This is a genomic window from Kribbella yunnanensis, assembly GCF_039529655.1.
GTDB lineage: Bacteria > Actinomycetota > Actinomycetes > Propionibacteriales > Kribbellaceae > Kribbella > Kribbella yunnanensis.
The window spans coordinates 113,282-130,784 of the sequence record NZ_BAAANF010000006.1 but is presented as its reverse complement, the minus strand read 5'-3'; the positions used below and the strand labels follow the sequence as shown (position 1 = coordinate 130,784).

Annotated in this window: 12 protein-coding genes; 5 read left to right on the top strand and 7 right to left on the bottom strand. The window is 68.0% G+C overall.

Annotated features, from left to right (window positions below):
- Window positions 1-55 precede the first annotated feature (55 nt).
- From ABD231_RS10130 to ABD231_RS10120, 3 genes are read right to left on the bottom strand one after another with little or no spacing between them, the layout of a single operon-like run.
- Window positions 56-1,411 (bottom strand): ATP-grasp domain-containing protein, encoded by a 1,356-nt coding sequence (locus tag ABD231_RS10130; protein ID WP_344148644.1) that lies wholly within the window; start codon window positions 1,409-1,411, stop codon window positions 56-58.
- Window positions 1,408-2,619, bottom strand: coding sequence for an MFS transporter (locus tag ABD231_RS10125; RefSeq protein ID WP_344148641.1), 1,212 nt, complete (start codon window positions 2,617-2,619; stop codon window positions 1,408-1,410). Before ABD231_RS10125 ends, ABD231_RS10130 begins: the two co-directional genes overlap by 4 nt.
- Before the next feature lie 5 nt (window positions 2,620-2,624).
- Window positions 2,625-4,568, bottom strand: coding sequence for a PEP/pyruvate-binding domain-containing protein (locus ABD231_RS10120; RefSeq protein ID WP_344148638.1), 1,944 nt, complete (start codon window positions 4,566-4,568; stop codon window positions 2,625-2,627).
- Between the two features lie 123 nt (window positions 4,569-4,691).
- Between ABD231_RS10120 and ABD231_RS10115 the strand changes: the two genes are divergently transcribed.
- On the top strand, window positions 4,692-7,448 hold the full coding sequence (locus tag ABD231_RS10115; RefSeq protein WP_344148635.1) for an AfsR/SARP family transcriptional regulator: 2,757 nt from the start codon (window positions 4,692-4,694) through the stop codon (window positions 7,446-7,448).
- Here the strand turns inward: ABD231_RS10115 and ABD231_RS10110 are convergent.
- Window positions 7,435-8,019: a TetR/AcrR family transcriptional regulator gene (locus ABD231_RS10110; RefSeq protein ID WP_344148632.1), complete on the bottom strand. Its 585-nt coding sequence runs from the start codon at window positions 8,017-8,019 to the stop codon at window positions 7,435-7,437. The genes ABD231_RS10115 and ABD231_RS10110 overlap by 14 nt on opposite strands.
- 104 nt (window positions 8,020-8,123) lie before the next feature.
- Here ABD231_RS10110 and ABD231_RS10105 point away from each other — a divergent pair, with 104 nt between their 5' ends.
- Window positions 8,124-8,564 carry an OsmC family peroxiredoxin gene (locus ABD231_RS10105; RefSeq protein WP_344148629.1) on the top strand — a complete coding sequence of 147 codons (441 nt, stop codon included), beginning with the start codon at window positions 8,124-8,126 and terminating at the stop codon, window positions 8,562-8,564.
- An 83-nt stretch (window positions 8,565-8,647) separates the two neighbouring features.
- A complete protein-coding gene (locus ABD231_RS10100) occupies window positions 8,648-9,814 on the top strand; it encodes a serine/threonine-protein kinase (RefSeq protein WP_344148626.1) in 1,167 nt (388 codons plus the stop codon).
- Here the strand turns inward: ABD231_RS10100 and ABD231_RS10095 are convergent.
- Complete coding sequence (locus tag ABD231_RS10095; RefSeq protein WP_344148623.1) at window positions 9,811-12,069, bottom strand: ATP-binding protein; 2,259 nt, start codon at window positions 12,067-12,069, stop codon at window positions 9,811-9,813. The genes ABD231_RS10100 and ABD231_RS10095 overlap by 4 nt on opposite strands.
- A 124-nt stretch (window positions 12,070-12,193) precedes the next feature.
- Here ABD231_RS10095 and ABD231_RS10090 point away from each other — a divergent pair, with 124 nt between their 5' ends.
- Window positions 12,194-13,360, top strand: a complete 1,167-nt coding sequence (locus ABD231_RS10090; RefSeq protein WP_344148620.1) for a peptidoglycan DD-metalloendopeptidase family protein — start codon at window positions 12,194-12,196, stop codon at window positions 13,358-13,360.
- A 36-nt stretch (window positions 13,361-13,396) separates the two neighbouring features.
- Here the strand turns inward: ABD231_RS10090 and ABD231_RS10085 are convergent, their stop codons facing one another.
- Complete coding sequence (locus ABD231_RS10085; protein ID WP_344148617.1) at window positions 13,397-14,575, bottom strand: acyltransferase family protein; 1,179 nt, start codon at window positions 14,573-14,575, stop codon at window positions 13,397-13,399.
- 482 nt (window positions 14,576-15,057) lie between these two features.
- On the opposite strand from ABD231_RS10085, the gene ABD231_RS10080 reads away from it, so the two are divergent.
- On the top strand, window positions 15,058-16,128 hold the full coding sequence (locus tag ABD231_RS10080; protein WP_344148614.1) for an acyltransferase family protein: 1,071 nt from the start codon (window positions 15,058-15,060) through the stop codon (window positions 16,126-16,128).
- Window positions 16,129-16,135: 7 nt separating this feature from the next.
- On the opposite strand, the gene ABD231_RS10075 is transcribed toward ABD231_RS10080, so the two are convergent.
- Window positions 16,136-17,422, bottom strand: coding sequence for an epoxide hydrolase family protein (locus tag ABD231_RS10075; RefSeq protein WP_344148611.1), 1,287 nt, complete (start codon window positions 17,420-17,422; stop codon window positions 16,136-16,138).
- Window positions 17,423-17,503: the final 81 nt, after the last annotated feature.

Below are 17,503 nucleotides of genomic sequence, written 5' to 3'. Positions count from 1 at the left end.
AGAGCACCCAACGTGCACGCGCCGCTGGCCGGGCCGGGCACCCGTGGGCGACGTGCTAGCGCTGATCGGACAGTGCGGCTTCCATTCCGTCGAGGATTGCGCGGCAGTCGCGGAGGAGGGTCGGGGCGTCGTTCGCGGTGAGGAGGAAGACCCCCAGCCAGTTGCGGGATCCGCCGGACGGATCGAACCGGGGGACCTGGGTGCCGGTCGGCAGCATGAAGGCGGGCACCGGCTCGACCGTGCTGCCGTCGGAGAGCAGCTGCGACCAGTCCACCTGCTCGGGATCCCACCGCGGCTGGGTCTGCCAGGGTGTGCCGTCTGCACTGGCCGGTACGACTGCGACCGATGCAGCGGCTCGACCGCCTGACACCAGCATGGCCGGTGGGTACTCGACCTCTTCGCCGAGTTGTTCGCGGATCAGCATACCGATCGGGTCCAGGTCGAAGGCGATCTCGACCTGGCGCGTGGTCAGGAGACCACCGAATCGCGCTCCCACCTCGATAACAACAAGTGAGCCGTCCGCGCGCAGCTTGAGCTCGGTGTGCGTGCCGCAGGTGTCCAGCCCGAGCGCGTCGACCGCCCGCCGCGACACGTCCTCGATCTTCCGCTGCAACTCCTCCGGGAGGACACAGGGCGACGTACTGGCAACCTCGATGTACGGCGGGACGGTCGGCAGCTTGGCGGTGATCGCCAACGGGTGGTAGATGCCCTTGGCAACAATGCCCTCGACACTCAGATAGTCGCCGTACCCGTCCTCGGTGTACCAGCCCTCGGTAGTCCCGTCCATGATCTCTTCGACCAGGCGGTCGCCGTCGGTGTTCTGCTCGAACAACTCGTTCATGCCGACCTGACCACCACGCTGCAACGCCTGCTCGATCTCGGCCCACGCGTCCGCGACCTGGTCCTGCGAGGTCAGCACGAGCTGGGCCACCGAGCCGGCGCCCCACGCGGGCTTGAGCAGCAGCGGCGGCGTCAGCGCGGCCAGCGCACCACGCAGGTCGGCGGCCGAATCGACCCGGCGGAAGCGGGGGATCGGCACACCCGCGGCCTGCCAGGCCTGCCGCATCAGCCGCTTGTCGCGCGCCACCCGGATCCCCGGACCAGCCCCGGCCAGCCCGAGCCGGTCGGCTGCATTGGCCACCGCCAGTACGGCGAACTCGGACAGCGTGAACAGCGCATCCGCACCGATCTCCTGCGCGTGCGCGATGATCGCCTCGACCACGGGCTCACCCGGCGTCAGACCACCCGGGTGCACGGTGATCGACGTACAGGCGGGTTCCCAGATCGCCTTGGCGGCTTCGGGCAGTGGCGACAGGGCGAGCACGTGCAGCTCACCGCAGGCCGCGAGCCGCGGGAACGCGGTCTCCAGTGGGGCGCCGCCCTTGACGTAGACGTACAGGATCTTCTTCACGCGAGGCTCTCCTTGGTGGCCGCGCGATCGCGGCTGCGAGTGACGAGTACGGCGAGGGCGACCATCGCGACCGTGATGGCCGCGGCCAGCGCGACCAGGAACTCCGGCATGGCGCCCCGGGCGAGGAACCCGCCCATGATGAACACGACCAGCGCGCAGACGGCGCGGTCGGCGAGGGATTCGATCGACAGCAGGGTGGCGCGGCGAGCCGGTTCGGTGATCGCCTGGTTGACCAGCTTGCGCTGCACCGGGAACGCGAGTCCGGACGCCAGCGAGAACACGGCAAGACAGGCCATCGTGCCGACGAGTCCCAGCGGGACGACCGACGCGAGCGCGACTGCCATCAACACTGTCAGCGCGAGGACGACACGGATCTGACCGAAACGCGCCAGTACGGCGGATCGCGCGGCCCCGGCGACTTCGAACACGGTGGTCGCTGCCATCAGCACGCCGAACCAATGCAGCGGCAGGTTCTTCGACTCCAGAATCGGCTGAAACAGATTGGCCTGCCCGATCCGCACCAGCGTGAACACCGCGATGCCCTGAGCCATCAACAGCATCAGCCGCTTCGCCTTCACCAGCGACCGCATCGCACCCACCAGGGCCGGCCAAACCGGCTCAACCTTCGCAGGACCCGTGGCAGGCAAGGCCGGGAATCCGAGCGCGATCACCGCCGCAACCCCGCACGTTGCCGCCGACAGCACGTACGGCGACGGTCCCCACCACGCAGTCAGGAACCCGGCCGCCGGCAGACACGCGATCCGTCCGATCAGAGTCCACGCCCGCGCCGACCCTTCAGCACCCTGGTACGACGCCTCGTTCCCCGTCCGCTGCAAATACTCATACAGGTAAGCACTGCCCGCACCCGAGAACAGCGAGTGCGCCAGCGCGATCAGCAGGAACTGCGCGAGGAACCCGGCGAACGTCGGCTGCCACACCGGGATCACGTTCGCCACCACCAGAATCGCCGCACCAGCCTGCAGGCAGCGCCGGTAGTCGAAGCGGTCGGCGATCATCCCGGTCGGGATGTCGAACAGGCAGAACGCCAGGTAGAAGATGCTCTGGATCGAGAAGATCTCGGTGTCCGACAGCCCGGCGGACCGCTGGAACACGTAGAAGACCGGCAACCACCAGAGCAGTCCGGCGAACAGCTGGAAGGCGTTGTAGCGACGGATCACCCGCGCCGCATCGGCCGTCGGCGAGCTCACGGGACTCACGCCGCGAGCTGGTACGGACGGCACTGCAGCAGCACGATCCGGTCGCCCTCGACCAGCCACTCGACATCGACCGGCGCGTCAACCGGTCCGTCGGCGCCGGCGAAATGGGCCTGCAGCAACCGTCCGATCAACGCGAGCCGGCCCAGCGTGGCCTTGGCCTGGTCGTCGACATCGACACCATCGGTGCCCAGGGCAACCGTTCGGCTGCCGCCCTCCATCGTGTTGTAGAGGTGCTGCAACGGATCGCCGGCACCGGAGACGACATCGTCGACCGAGTTCCGCGCCAGGTTCAGCAGGACCGAGCGGAAGTCGCGCCGGTCGAGCGGGTTCGTGGTGACCATGACGCCACCGAGCTCACCGTCGAGCTGCTGCTGGATGACGACACCCATGAAGCAGTCGGACAGACCGATCCCAGCCTCGTCGCGGAGCAGCACACCGCGCGTCGTCACCAGCGACGCCCAGACCCGCTGGATCGCGTGCACGACATCCTCGATCGACTCGACCTCAGGGATCGACTCGTAGATTCCCGCGGCCGAGAAGCCGATCAGGTCCTCCGCGTTCGACGAGCTGCGGACGACGACTCGACCCGCGCCGGTGAGATGCCGCAGTACGGCGTCCTCGATCAGCGTCCGCAGATCCGCCGGCAGCGGGGTGTCGCGGATCAACGCGCCCAGCTCAGCGCACAGGCCGTCGACCTCACTGCCGAGCGCGAGCGCCATCTTCAGCTTGCCGATGGTCTGCTGGATCGCCGGTGACGACTCCAGGAACTGCTGCTGCAACGCGAACGGCAGCGCAACCCCGCGCGGCACGGTCACATACTGCTGCACCATCCGCAGGGCGGCCTGTGACAGCACGCCCGGGTCGGTGTCACCGACCTCGAGATGCCGCGCCAAGTACTCGAGCAGATGCGGTCGCGGCGGTCGAGGCGCGGCGTAGAACCCAAGCCAGTAAGGCGATCCGTCCCGTACGACGGCAGTCAGCTCGCCCAGGTTCGCTGCCTTCGTACCGAACCGATGCGCGTCGCTCGCCCGCAGTTCTTCCAGCGGCAGGATCTGAGCCGCGGCCAGGTCCGGCTTGCCGATGTCGACCTGCGTGATCGCCCACGCCGGACCGGCGTCGATCGAGTCCGGCCGGGAGATCTCGGTGACGGACACCTCGGCAGCGGCCGCGTCCACGGTCACCGCGACCCACGCGCCATCTAGACTGCGGAGACCGGTCAGCGCGTCGATCTGAATGGCGTTCGGGATGCCCCAACCGGCCGCGAGCACGTTGGTGTGCGACAGGGGAGTGGTGTGCCGGGAGTTGATCAGCCCCGAGACCCGCGGGATGTCGTCGGGCATCCGGTCCATCACCAGTACGTCGTACCAGCGCACGGGATCCGTGGTCGTCCGGTACGCCGCCTCGGACGCGAACACGCGCAGCCGGCCGGTCGTCGTACCGGGGTTGAGTGGTACGTACGGCGCGGTCGAATACAGCTCGTGGGCGAGGATCCGGGGCAGGTCGCCGAAGGCGAAGCCCTCCTGCAGGTGGTTGGCGGGCTTGAGCAGCACAGGCACGGAGTCGACCACGAGCGCGCGAACCGTGTCGTAGAAGCGGCGAAGCAGCTCGGCGCTCATCGTGTCGACCTCGACGGTCTCCAGGCTGAAGAACAGCCCGCCGTACTCCGGCCGGTTGTGCAGCGCGAGGGTGCCGAGCAGGAAGCGCCGGTCGTCGGCCCGGTAGACCGAGTCGTTGAAGGCATCCAGGTTGCGGGCCAGCTCGGCTCGAGTCATACCGAGGATCCGCTCGGCGACGTACTGGACGTGCAGCAGGCGATCGGCTCCGTCGATCAGGTGGACGATCGACGTCTCCTGGTCGAGGACGAGCTTCACGTAGGGATACCCGGCGACGGTGGTCGCGAGGCCGTCGAAGTCGGCCAGGGTCAAATGGGCATGGGGCAACGCGGGAACTGTGGGGGCGGAGGACACAACAGATCACACTAGGGTAAACAGTCGTACTCACGGTAGTTTGCGTGACGCTGTGTGAGCACAATCACGAGTTCACAAGAAAGCTGGGGGCAGGCGATGCAGTTCGGAGTGCTCGGCCCGCTCGAGGTGCGCGCCGACGGGAATCCGCTGACCCCGAGTCGCGCCCAGGCGCGGTTGCTCGCTGTTCTGCTCTGCCGGCCCAACCAGTGGTTGCGCGCGGATGCGTTGATCGACCTGTTGTTCGGAGACGACGACGGCAACGCGGCGCGGTTGCAGGTGCTGGTGTTCCGGCTGCGGAAGTCGCTCGGTGACCCGGCCCGGATCGAGCAACGGGAGGGCAGCTACCGGATCGTGGTCTGCCCCGGCGAGTACGACGTCGATCGTTTCGCGAGTCTTCGGCAAGCGGGTGCGGCCGCGCTCAACCGGGACGACCTGGACGACGCGGCGTCGTCCTTGCGGGAGGCCGTCGGGCTGTGGCGCGGCGATCCCTTCGCCGGGATGGACGAGCCGGCGCTGGTCGCGGCCGAGGCACTGCGGTTGCGAGGCGAACGGATCGCCGTACAGGAGGCTTTGTACACAGCGGAGATTCGGCGCGGTGCTGCGGCGGAGATCATCGACGAACTCTCGGAGCTCGCCGCGCAGCATCCGCTCCGCGAGAGTCTGACCGCGCTGTTGCTGCGCGGTCTGCATCAGTGCGGGCGCCGGGCCGAGGCGCTGACCATCTACCAGCAGACTCGCGCGCAGCTGATCGAGGAGCTCGGGCTCGAGCCGGGCGACGAACTGCGCGCGACCCAAGCGATGGTACTGAGCGACGCCGAGGATGCGTCGGTCGAGCAGGCAGCGGTGCCGCGGCAGCTGCCGCCGGAGCCGGCCGGGATTGCTGGGCGGTCCGAGGAGCTCGCGCAGCTGACTGAGCTCGTGCACAAGCACGGTACGGCGTCCGCCCCGCTCGTCATCGCGATCGACGGGCCGGCGGGGATCGGGAAGACGACATTCGCCGTTCATGCCGCACACCAGGTCCGCGAGTTCTACGGGGACGGTCAGATCTTCGTCGACCTGAGGGGGTACTCGTCCGGCGAACCTGTCGATCCGGCGACCGCCGTACGGTCGATCCTGCTGGCCCTCGGCGTGCGGCTGGTGGGGATTCCCGAGGGATTGGACGAGCGCTCGGCGATGTTGCGGTCGAGCCTGGCCGGGAAGCGGCTGCTGATCGTGCTCGACAACGTCCGGGGCGCGGAGCAGGTGCGGCCGGTGCTGCCCGCGTCCGACTGCCTGTTGCTGGTGACGAGCCGCAACCAGCTGCGCGGGCTTGCTGTCCATGACAACGCGCACCGAATCACCTTGCGTCCTTTGGTTCCTGAAGCCGCTGGCGATGTCCTCGCTGGGGTGGTTGGAAGTAGCCGGGCTGCGGGGGATCCGGATGCTGTCGCGCGGCTGGTCGAGTTGTGCGGCCGGATTCCGCTCGCGCTGCGGATCGCCGGTGAGCGGGCCTCGCGGTTTCCGGCGGACGGACTGTCCGCGTTGGCGGCCGAGTTGTCCGATGAGCATCGGCGACTGGATCAGCTCGCTGACGCCGACGACCCGGCGGCGGATCTCCGGGCGGCGTTCTCCTGGTCGTACCGGGCGCTCGCGGCCGAGGATGCGCGGACGTTCCGGTACCTCGGTTTGCATCCGTCCGGGGCGATCGGTCTGCCCGCGATCGCCATACTTACGGAAGGGACCCCGCGCGAGATCCGCCGTTCCGCGGATCGGCTCGTTTCCCAGCACCTGCTGGAGGAACCGCAGCCCGGCCGGTTCAAGCTGCACGACCTGCTCCGCCTGTACGCCGGCGAGCTCGCCACCGAACAGGAGAGTGCCGAGGACCTTCGCGCGACCACGCGCCGGATGCTGGACTGGTACCTCGCCACGGTGGGAGCCGCGAGCAATGCTGTCCGTCCGCGGGGTGCGGTGGCCCCGGTCGTCGACGCCGCCGGACCGGAGGCCGGGCCGCTGCAGTTCGCCGGGGCCGCGCAGGCTCTCGACTGGTTCGAGATCGAGCGCCCGGTCCTGGTCGAGCTGGTGCAGCGCGCGTACGACGAGGGCCTCGACGATCACGCCTGGCAGTTCGCCTGGGCGCTGAATGCGTACTACGCCGCCCGGCTGCACTTCGACGACTGGCGAACCGTCACGGCGATCGGGCGGCGCGCGGCAGACCGGTCTGGTGACAAGCGCGCGATGATGTACGCCGCGATCGTCGAGGGATTCATGTATCTCGAGTCGTCGCGGCTGGACGAGAGCGAGGCCTGCTATCGGACCGCGCTCGAGCTGGCCGAGCGGACCGGTGATCTGACGCGGCAGGCGTCGCTGCTGTCCAACCTCGGTCTCGTCGCCTCCCGCCGTGGTGACCACGCAAGAGCGCTGGAGCTGCAGGAGAAGGCCTTGGCCGCGCAGGATGCGCTACCGGAGCACGAGAGCGCGATCCTGTACACCGCGCTCAATCTGAGCGCCACACATGGTGCCCTAGGCAACTTTCAGGAGGCGGTCCGGTACGGCGAACTCGCGCTCGCGCATTTCCGCCGCCATCGGATCAGCACGATGGAGCCGCTGGCCTTGTCGAATGTCGCCGAGGGTCAGCTGGAGCTCGGCGATCCGGAGCGGGCTCGTGCCTACTGTCTGGAAGCGCTTGAACTGTTCGATGCTCTGGACGCCAAGCTAGGCCGGGCGAACGCTCTGACCGTGCTGGGTCGCGCGCACCGGGCGTCCGGTGACCCGGCGCTCGCCGGAGAGGTCTGGACGCAGGCGCGCGAGCTGTTCCGCGAAGCCGGTAGCCCTCGGGCCGCGGAGGTTGATTCGCTCCTGGCTACGGTGCAGTGACGGCGGTGATGGCCTTGGTGAGGTTGGCCTCGACCAGCGCGGGATCGTCCAGGTAGCCGGCCACCAGCGCGCCGTCGCGGAGCATCATGATCTGACCGGCCGCGCTGTCCGCGGGTGCTCCCGCGGGAACCCCCAGGCGCTCGGCGAGTGAGCGGAAGAAGTCGGTCCACCACTGACGCTGCTCGGCGACCAAACGCCGTACCGGGTGGGTGACGTCGGCGTACTCGGCGCCCGCGTTGATGAACGGGCAGCCGCGGAAGCCGGGCTGGCAGCTCGAGTTCGCCAGTACGCCGACGACGCCGCCGAGGGCGTCGTACGCGTCGGGGGTGTCGGCGGCGGCCGTGATCGCGGTGCGTTCCCAGTCGGCCTTGCCGTGCAGGTAGGCCAGCACCAGGTCGTCCTTGGTGGGGAAGTGCCGGTAGAAGGTCGCCTTCGTGGTGCCGACCCCGGCGATGATCCGGTCGGCGCTGATCGCCCGGATGCCCTCGGCGTAGAAGAGCTCGCTGGCACAGTCGATCAGCCGCTCGCGTACCGGGCGGGCCCTGTCGGCGGTCTGGGTCTGGTTCGTCATCACGGCCACTATCCCATCGTTTGGTGCTGAAATCAGTGTTTGACAGCTGCAAGAGTAACTAGTTAGTCTACCTGACATCAGCCCCTGGAACCGAGGAGATCGAGATGCCCACACGTACGGCGCGCACCGCTTGGAACGGCACCCTGCAGGAGGGTGCAGGTCAGGTCGAGCTCACCAGCTCGAAGATCGGCACCTACGAGGTCTCGTTCCCGAAGCGCGCGGCCGATGAGGCCAACGGGACGACCAGCCCGGAAGAGCTGCAGGCGGCGGCGCACTCGTCCTGCTACGCGATGCAGTTCTCGGCGCTGATCGGCGAGGCCGGCGGCGTGCCGCAGGCGCTCGACGTCAAGGCCGACGTCACGCTCGGCCCGGACCCGGCCGGTGGCTTCAAGCTGACCGGCATCGCGCTCACGGTTCGCGGTGAGGTCGACGGCATCGACGCCGACACCTTCGCGAAGCTGGCCGCCGAGGCCAAGGCCACCTGCCCGATCAGCAAGGCACTCACCGGCGTGGAGATCACCCTCGACGCCACTCTCGAGCAGTAACAAGGGGGCGGCCCCACGGGGGGGGGTCGCCCTGCTTTTGCGTTCGACCGCATGGTCGCCCTTGTCGTGGGTACTGTTCGGCGGTGAGACGTTCAGGGGACGTGATCGCAGACAGGTACCGGATCGTCGAGGCCATCGGCCGCGGCGGTATGGGTGATGTGTACCGAGCCATCGACGAGGTCCTGCATCGAGAGATCGCTCTCAAGCTCGTGCGGCCCGTCCCCGAGACGCTGATGGCCTCGGAACGATTCCTGCGCGAAGCCCGCGCTATTGCGACGATCCGGGACCCGTACGTCGTCTCGGCGTACGACTTCGGTGATGACTGCGAAGGCAAGTACCTCGCGATGGAGTTGGTCAGCGGCTGCACTGTCGGCGAGGAACTGCGGGAGAACGGTCCTTTCGACGCCGACCGGGCTTTGCATGTGGTGCGGCAGGCCGCGGCTGGATTGGCTGCGGCGCATCGGCATGGGGTCGTTCATCGTGACGTCAAACCCGGCAACCTGTTGCTGGCCGAGGACGGCACGGTCAAGGTCGCCGACTTCGGCATCGTCCGGTTCCTCGACGATGCCACGACGACGATGACGTCGAGCGGGCAGATCGTTGGCACCAGCTACTTTCTCGCGCCGGAACGTGCGCTGGGCAAGCCGGCCGGTCCTGCCTCGGATGTCTATGCACTCGGGTGTGTTCTCTACCAGTTGGTCACCGGGCAGTTGCCGTTCTTCGGTGATGAGCCGGCGGCGGTCATGTTCCAGCATGTCCAGCGCGAGCCGCAGCCGCCGAGCGAGCTTCGCCCCGAGTTGGCCGGTGAGTGCGAAGCGCTGATCCTCTGGATGCTCGCCAAGGATCCCGCACACCGCCCGACAGCCGCGCAGGTCGCCGCGGGCGAGCAACCGGCGTCCGAGGCAACCGCGGTGCTGCCGCTGGTACGACGTACGTCCCGTCGACTCGTGCTTGCCGGGGCAGGCGCGGGTACGGCGCTCGCCGCCTCGGTGGCGCTGGGGATTGCGCTGAACACCGCCGAGGTGCAGGTGCCGGCCACCAACGACCTGATGCCGACGAAGCCAACCGTCGCTCCGAAAACCACGACACCGCCTCCCACCGGCGAGGTCGCCGCCGTACACACAACCACCCACCCCTCCGCACCCCGAACAACCACCACGAAGGCCGACAAGTCCGGCCCGCAGAAGACCAAGAACCCCGAAAAGACCAAGCCGCCGAAGAAACCGAAGAAGTCGACCGGCAAGCCCTAACGAGCTCGCCGCTGTGTGTCGGTCAGGGCGGCGGTGGCGGCTGCGAGGCGTTGCCATTCGCCGATTTCTTCCAGGCCTCGGATCGCGGTTCGGTAGGCCGTTGCGGCCTCGCCTAGGCGACCGAGACCGGCTAGTGCGCGACCCAGCTCGTACTGCGTGACCGCCGTACCCCATTGGTCGTCGTGGGCCTCGAAGACCGCGAGCGCTCGGTTCCCCCGTAGCAGCGCCTCTTCGTGGTGGCCCTGATGGTTGCGCAAGGCACTGAATCGGTACTCCGCCATCGCGACACCACGCTCATCACCAAGGCCAGAACGCATCTTCAGCGCGAGCTTGAGACAGGCGGCAGCTTCGGTGTGCCGACCGAGCATCTGCAACGTGAGCGATCTCCGGCCGACCGCGGCGGCTTCGCCGAACGCATCCCCAAGCACCCGGCACTGCTCGGCGTGATCAGCGTGCCGCGCCTCAGCTTCGGCGTACTGTCCGAGTCCTTCATAGGCGAGCCCCATCCGCCCGAAGAGCTCGGCCTCTTCGGCAGCGAGCCCGGCCGCGCGGGCGTCGGTCAGGCCGAGCTCGCACGACGCGAGAGCAGCGCGGTACCGATGCTGACCGAGTTGCCCGAGACCGAGCATGCTGTAGGCGAAGGCGCGCTCGGCGTGATCACCCGACCGCTCAGCGACGACGCGGGCGTGCTCGGCCACCTCGACCATGTCGGACCACCGGCAGCGCAGGTCGTAGTACCACGGGATCAGCTGGGTCAGGTCGCTCAGCAGGGCGTCGTACTCGCCGTCAGCGCGCTCACTGATCCGCCGTACGGCGCCGAGGATCGTGCCAGCCTCGGCGTCCAGCCAGGCGACCGCCGTCGGCCGACCACCCGGATAGTCGGAGGGCTCGGGGGAGAGTGCCGCCGCAGCTCGGCGCGCTTGCTCGAAAACCCAACCCAGTAAGGCCATTTCGGCTTTGTCCCGCTGGGCATCCTCTTGCAGGAGCTCACAGGCGTACAGCTGCAGGAGGTCGTGCATGCGGTAGCGCCCCGGCGTCGCGGCTAGACCGATCAGGCTCGCGCCGGCCAACACCTCCAGCGCAGCCTCTGCTGGTTCGCCGAGCAGCGCGCTAGCCGCCTGTACGTCGAAGTCCGCGCCTGGCGTGAGCGCCAGCCGCCGGAACAACCGACCGGCCACGGGGGAGATCTCGCGGTAGGACAACGCGAACGCACTACGCACGGCCAGGTCACCCGCGGTCAGCCGACCGAGCCGGTTCTGTTCGTCGCGCAGCAGTTCGGCGAGATGTGCGATCGACCAGTCCGGCCACGACGCCAGCCGATTCCCCGCGATCCGCACTGCCAACGGCAGCCGACCGCACGCGGCCACCACCTCAGCCACCGACTCCGGCTCTGCCTCCGCACGAGTCGCGCCCACGATCTCGGTGAGCAAGGCCTGAGCGTCCGCCCGCGTCAGCTCAGCCAGGCTGACCCGTCGAGCACCGGCCAACCCAGTCAACCGCTGGCGACTGGTGACGACGACAAGAACCGGACCCGGACCGGGCAGCAACGCGCGAACCTGCGCCTCGTCCCGCGCGTTGTCGAGCACGAGCACGCACCGACGCCCAGCCATCCGCGACCGGAACATCGCGGCGGCTTCATCGACCGCGGTCGGCAACTGCGCATCCGGTACGCCGAGCGCCCGCAACAGCCGGCGCAGTACCGCCTCAGGTTCGGCCGCACCCAGTTCGACGAAGAACTGCGCATCCTGCAGCCCAAGCCGGAACGCCTGCTGTGCCGCCCGCACCGCGAGAGTCGTCTTCCCAGCGCCCGGCTGACCGGTCACCACGACCGTGATCGGCCCACGCCCCGCCAGGCAGTCGGCCGCGGCCGCGAGTACCGAGGCGAGCTCCGCATTGCGCCCCTGGAAGTCAGCCGGGACAGCCGGCAACTCGGCGATCGTGAGGGCGGGCGGCTGATCGGCCGGCTGGGCGCGCGGCTCGGCGACCGGCTGGGCGGTTGGAGGGGATTTGCTGGTGGCGCGTTCGGCCAGGGCTGCGGTGTGGAGGGCACGGAGCTCGCCGTCGGTGATCCGGAGTTGGTCTTCGTAGCGCTCGATCAGGTCGATCGGAGCAAGCCGCCGGCCTTTCTCGTAGTCGGACAAACCGCCGTGCCCTTGCATGCCCAATCGCCCCGCGAGCTGTCGCAACGACAGACCACGGGCCAGGCGGTACCGCAGCATGGCTGCGCCGAGCGCACCCAAAGCCGAGCTGTCCATTGCCTCACCTCGCCCCCAGTGGACAGTCTCTGGACGCCGATCAGTGCACAAGATAACCGACGCTGCGTAGTCGGCGGATAGCTTTTTGCCACCGATCCTGTTCCGTCCCATCAGGAGGACCGTTATGACGTTCAATTCGAGATTGCGCTGGGGTGCAGTGCTGACCGCCGGCGCGCTGGCGGTCCCGGCGGCGGCCGCCCAGGCCGCTCCCCAGCAGCCGAACCTGCAGCAGGCCGTGACGGCGAAGGTCAGCGCCGCGAAGACCAGCAAGGCCAAGTCAGACATCCAGGTCAACGTGACCCGTGGCGGAGGGACCGACACGGTCTTCGGGACGACCGTCGCGCTCGTCCCGCAGGGCCAGGACACGCACCCCGAAGGCTGGTTGTTCGCGGCGAGGCTGGTCGACGGTAAGTGGCAGGTCGGTCTGGAAGGCGAGCGTGCCTTCACCGAGCTGACTGCGGCATCGCCGGTCGTCTCGGCCAAGGAGAAGCAGTTGTTCGGCCAGCAGTCGTTCGCGCCGCAGGCCGCCGGTGGCGACTTCCGGACCGGTATGCGGCTCCCGTTCGCGATCGGCGCTTCGTGGAGCATGCCTGGTGGCGCACACGGCTGGGCCGGGACAGACACGCCGTACAGCTCGGTGGACCTGGCCGGCGGTAACGGTCAGGTGCTCGCGGCCCGCGGTGGGACGGCGTACACGATGTGTGGCAACGGCAAGGGCTGGATCCGCGTCATCCACGACCGCGGCTACGCGACCGACTACTACCACCTGTCCGGCAACATCGCGGCCAACGGTCTGGGCGTCGGCGAGGGCGCGTTCCTCGGCAACATCGGCACCGACGTGTCGTGCGGCGGCTCGGCCAGTGGCGCGCACGTGCACTTCGCGCTGCGGCAGAACAGCGCGTACGTCGGGATCGCCAACCACAACGTCGGCGGCTGGGTCTTCCAGAACGCCGCCTCCGCCTACAACGGGACCGCACTGCACGGCAGCACGGTCCGCAGCCCCGGGCAGCAGCTCTACAACTACGGAGCGCTCGGCTTCACCCAGGGCATCATCGACGCGTTCGGTGGCGGCACGGTCAACAAGCGCACCGGACCGGGCACCAACTACGGAATCGCAGGAAGCGTGGCCGACGGTACGACGGTCAACATCTCCTGCTCCAAGAACGGCACCTCGCACAGCGGGCGCTGGGGGACCACCAGCCTCTGGAACCGGCTGAGCGATGGCACCTGGGTCAGTGACGCCTTCATGTGGACCGGACTGTCGACCCCGGTCAACGGCACCTGTCCCTGACCTGAGGTGGCCGGGGTGCCCCCAGCACCCCGGCTGTCAGGCCAGTTTGCTGCTGATGAACCGCTTGCCGACGTTGATCATCGGCTTCTCCACCCAGAGGAAGCACAGGTGGGCCATCACGATCGACATCAGCGACACCGCGACGAACGGCACTGGAGTCTTGCCCAGGTTCTGGCCGAACAGCAGGTAGATCGCGACCACCGCCTCGTGCGCGATCAGCTGCACCAGGTAGATGGAGTACGACCGCTCGCCCAGGAACACGAACGGCCGCATGGACAGCAGGCGCTGCGGGAACGCGTCTGCGAGCAGTGCCGGCAACAGCAGGAACCCGACCAGTACGACGTACGGCGGGGGGACCGCGATGAAGCCGGGGACGTTGCCGGCCAGGTGGTGCTTCTCGATGAACGCGCCCCACAGGTGGACGGTGCCGTGGATCGCCACGAACGCGGCGGCCGCCGTACAGGCGACCCAGGGGCGGGTGAGCGGCTTGAAGAGGTTGTAGGTCCGCGGGTTGTGCATGAGGATCGCGACCAGGCAGCCGACCAGGATCGAGAAGTAGTGCGCGGTCCAGCCGCGCGGGTCGCCGCCCATCGACAGCGGCACCATGGCGAGCATGATCGCCATCAGGACCAGGGTGAGGCCGACCCGGCCGCGGAACTTCCTCCGGCGGCGCTGCACCAGGATGGCTGAGAACGCGAGTAGCGGCCAGAACAGGTAGAACTTCTGCTCGATGCCCAGTGACCAGGACTGTCCGTACTGTCCGCCCTGACCGAATTCGTTGAAGAAGAACAGGTACAGCGGCAGTTCGGTCCCCGGCGGGCTCTTGGGCAGCGTCCCGTGCCAGAACTGCAGGATCAGCGTGACGGCGAGCAGCAGGAAATACACCGGCAGGATGCGGAAGATCCGCCGGGCGTAGAACTTCCTGAACGAGATCTGGCCGGCGCGGTCCTCTTCGCGCAGCATCAGCGTGGTGATCAGGTAGCCGGAGATCACGAAGAAGATCTGGACGCCGATCCAGCCCTGCAGCCAGTCCGGTCCCTGGTTGTGGAAGACCACGACCATCAGCGCCGCGATCGCGCGCAGCCCGTCGAGGGCCGGGAACCGCTTGAGCGCCAGGTACTCGGCGTGACTCATCGGCTGGTTCGAGCCGCCGACACGCTGTCCGGATCTGTCGAGCTCGCGCGCTGCGACGTCGGCGGTCGGCGTTGAAGTCATCCTTGTCAGGCTCCTCTACGTCGCCCGCGGTGTCGGGCTGGGGTCGGGCAAGTGAACAGTGGGACGCCGGCGCCGAGAGAAAAGTTCACACCGTTACACCCAGATACCGGCCGCACTATATCGGTAGCGATGGGTCACCACCCAAACGTACCTATTGGTACAGCGGCGTGGCCGGTCTGTGACGCGGCTGTGAAACGACTGTGAAACGGCCGCCCCGCACGCTGGTCGCAGAGCCGCTGAGGGGTGGTTCCCGGGGGAGAGCGACGTTGTGATTCAGACCACGTCGCTCAACCTCGCACGCCCTCCAGCCGCTCGTTCCTGGTGCCGGGCCGCGGGGGTCTGCCCTTTCGGTGTACGGCGACGGGTCCGTGTCAGACCACGGGATGACATCGGCTGCCACCTGCGGGCTGATGGCGTGAGGCCTTGATTTCCTTAGTTTTTAAGACATGTTGACGGCGGATGCGACCGCGGAAGGATCAGAGATGCCGGAGCGGAACCGCGTCGCCTGGGCAGATGTTGCCAAGGGCGTCTGTATTTTGCTGGTAGTCCTGTGGCACGTGCTGATGAAGCACTACCTGCAGATCGACTGGCACATCGGTGGCCAGATCAAGGGCGCTTGGGGAACCTTCGGGGAACAGTTGCTGCCCTTGCGGATGCCCTTGTTCTTCGCGGTTTCCGGCTTCTTCGCAGTCCGCGCGGTGCAGCGGACCTGGCCGGAGGTGCTGCGCACCAAGGTGGCGAAGTTCTACTACATCTATGTGGTGTGGCTGGTCATCCACACGGTGATCCTCGCGTTCGTGCCGGACTTCGGCACGGAGAGTGCGGACGGCCCGCTGAAGTTCGTTGCCCAGCTGTTCATCACACCGTCGAACCTCTGGTACCTCTACGCCCTCGCCCTGTACTTCGTCGTCGCCCGCGCCACTCGCCGCGTGCCGCCGTGGGTGGTCCTCGGGCTGGCGTTCCTCTTGTCGGCAACGGCCTCGGCCGGGCTGGTCGCCGTACCGGGTGATCGCGCCGGCGTCTATCAGAACCTGGTGTTCTTCCTGGCCGGCATCTATGGCAAGAGCTTGATCGAGAAGCTCGCCGCTGACGCGAGCTGGTTGCGACTCATCGCGATCGCGGTCCCGTACGGCGTACTTCTCGGAGTGGTCGCTCTGTTTGACGCCAAGACGTGGTTCGGGCTGTGGCCGCTGGTAAGCGGAGTGGCGATTCTGCTTGGCGTGACCGCTGCTGGGCTGGTGACTCGGTGGGAGCGTCTGTCCAACGGGCTGGCCAGTGTCGGGCGCCGAACGTTGCCGATCTATGTGATTCACATGCCGCTGCTCGCGCTGATCCACGAGGCGCTGCTGAAGCCGCTGTCGTCCGCGAGCCCGACGATCCAACTGGTCACGCAGATCGTCGAGCCCATCGTCCTGACCGCGTTGGTGGCCTGGCTCTGCCTGGTCCTCTACAAGTACTTGCCCAAGGCCCTCTTCGAACTACCGTTCGGACTCGGCGTCAGCCGCCGTCCTGCGCCAGCCCACCGTCGTACCGCACCGGCCCCATCCCGCTGATCAGTTTCTAGCGGAGGTACTTGAAGGCTGCTTGGAGTTCGGTGGTGAAGAGGGTGGGTTCTTCCCAGGCGGCGAAGTGGCCGCCTTGGGTGGGCTTGTTGTAGTAGTTGAGGGTGGGGTAGGTCTTTTCTACCCAGGTGCGGGGGGCTTGCATGATCTCGCCGGGGAAGGCGCTGAAGCCGACCGGGACGCCGACGGGCAGTGGGGGCGGGGTGGTGGCTCGGGCTCGGGCGCTTTCCCAGTAGACGCGGGCGGCTGAGGCGCCGGTGCCGGTGAGCCAGTAGAGGGTGATGTTGTCGAGGATGTGGTCCCGGGTGAGGTTGCCGGTGGGGTGGCCGTGGACGAAGGCCTTGGAGATTTTGTAGTAGCTGTCGGTGTCGTGGTCGAGCATCCAGGCGGCCAGGGCGACGGGGGAGTCGAGGAGGGCGTAGCCGATGGTTTGGGGGCGGGTGGTCTGCTCGATGCGGTAGCCGTTGCCGGTGGCATTGAATTCGGCGACGGCTGCGGCGGCCGTACGTTCCTCGTCGGTGTTCGTGGGCCAGCCGACTCCGCCCAGGGCGGCGCCTAGCAGGTTGACGTGGATGCCGAGTAGGCCGTCGGGTGCCTGGCGACCGAGGCTGTCGGTCACGGCGGAGCCGACGTCGCCGCCCTGAGCGACGTACTTGGTGTAGCCGAGTCGCTGCATCAGTTCGTGCCACGCCTTGGCGGTGTGGCCTGGGTCCCAGCCGATCTCGGTCGGCTGGCTCGAGAAGCCGTACCCCGGAATCGACGGCAGCACGAGGTGGAACGCGTCGGCCGCGCTGCCGCCGTGCGCGGTCGGGTTGGTCAGCGGACCGATGGTCTCCAGCAGTTCCACGAATGAGCCCGGCCAGCCGTGGGTCATGATCAGCGGCAAGGCGTCCCGGTGCGGTGAGCGCACGTGGATGAAGTGGATGTCGACGCCGTCGATCTCCGTCGTGAACTGCGGCAGCTTGTTGATCTTCGCCTCGAACCGCCGCCAGTCGTACCTGCTCAGCCAGTACTTCGCCAGCGCCTGCGACGTCGCCAGCTGCACGCCCTGCGTCCGGTCGCCGACCAGTTCGGCCGTCGGCCAGTTCACCGCGGCAATCCGCCGCCGCAGGTCGGTCAGCTTCGGCTTAGGCACCGAAACCCGAAAGGGACGGATCCCATTCAGCCCGGCCGGCGGCGCAGCGCTCGCCATCCCACTGCTCAGCGCGGTCAGACCGACTCCGGCCACCAGCCCGCCCTGCAGCACCGCCCGCCGCGAAGGCCCGGCCCCATCCGTGAAGCGCATCCGTCTACCTCTCCCGAATCCGGCAATTCCTGCTGACACCTCCACCCTCGCCGGACCACCCACCCGTCGCACCCGTGAAAC

Bases quoted from the DNA above. Each gene is read 5' to 3' on its own strand.
- ABD231_RS10115 (WP_344148635.1), top strand. From the start codon at position 4,692: ATGCAGTTCGGAGTGCTCGGCCCGCTCGAGGTGCGCGCCGACGGGAAT.
- ABD231_RS10110 (WP_344148632.1), bottom strand. From the start codon at position 8,019: ATGACGAACCAGACCCAGACCGCCGACAGGGCCCGCCCGGTACGCGAG.
- ABD231_RS10105 (WP_344148629.1), top strand. From the start codon at position 8,124: ATGCCCACACGTACGGCGCGCACCGCTTGGAACGGCACCCTGCAGGAG.
- ABD231_RS10095 (WP_344148623.1), bottom strand. From the start codon at position 12,069: ATGGACAGCTCGGCTTTGGGTGCGCTCGGCGCAGCCATGCTGCGGTAC.
- ABD231_RS10090 (WP_344148620.1), top strand. From the start codon at position 12,194: ATGACGTTCAATTCGAGATTGCGCTGGGGTGCAGTGCTGACCGCCGGC.
- ABD231_RS10085 (WP_344148617.1), bottom strand. From the start codon at position 14,575: ATGACTTCAACGCCGACCGCCGACGTCGCAGCGCGCGAGCTCGACAGA.
- ABD231_RS10080 (WP_344148614.1), top strand. From the start codon at position 15,058: ATGCCGGAGCGGAACCGCGTCGCCTGGGCAGATGTTGCCAAGGGCGTC.
- ABD231_RS10075 (WP_344148611.1), bottom strand. From the start codon at position 17,422: ATGCGCTTCACGGATGGGGCCGGGCCTTCGCGGCGGGCGGTGCTGCAG.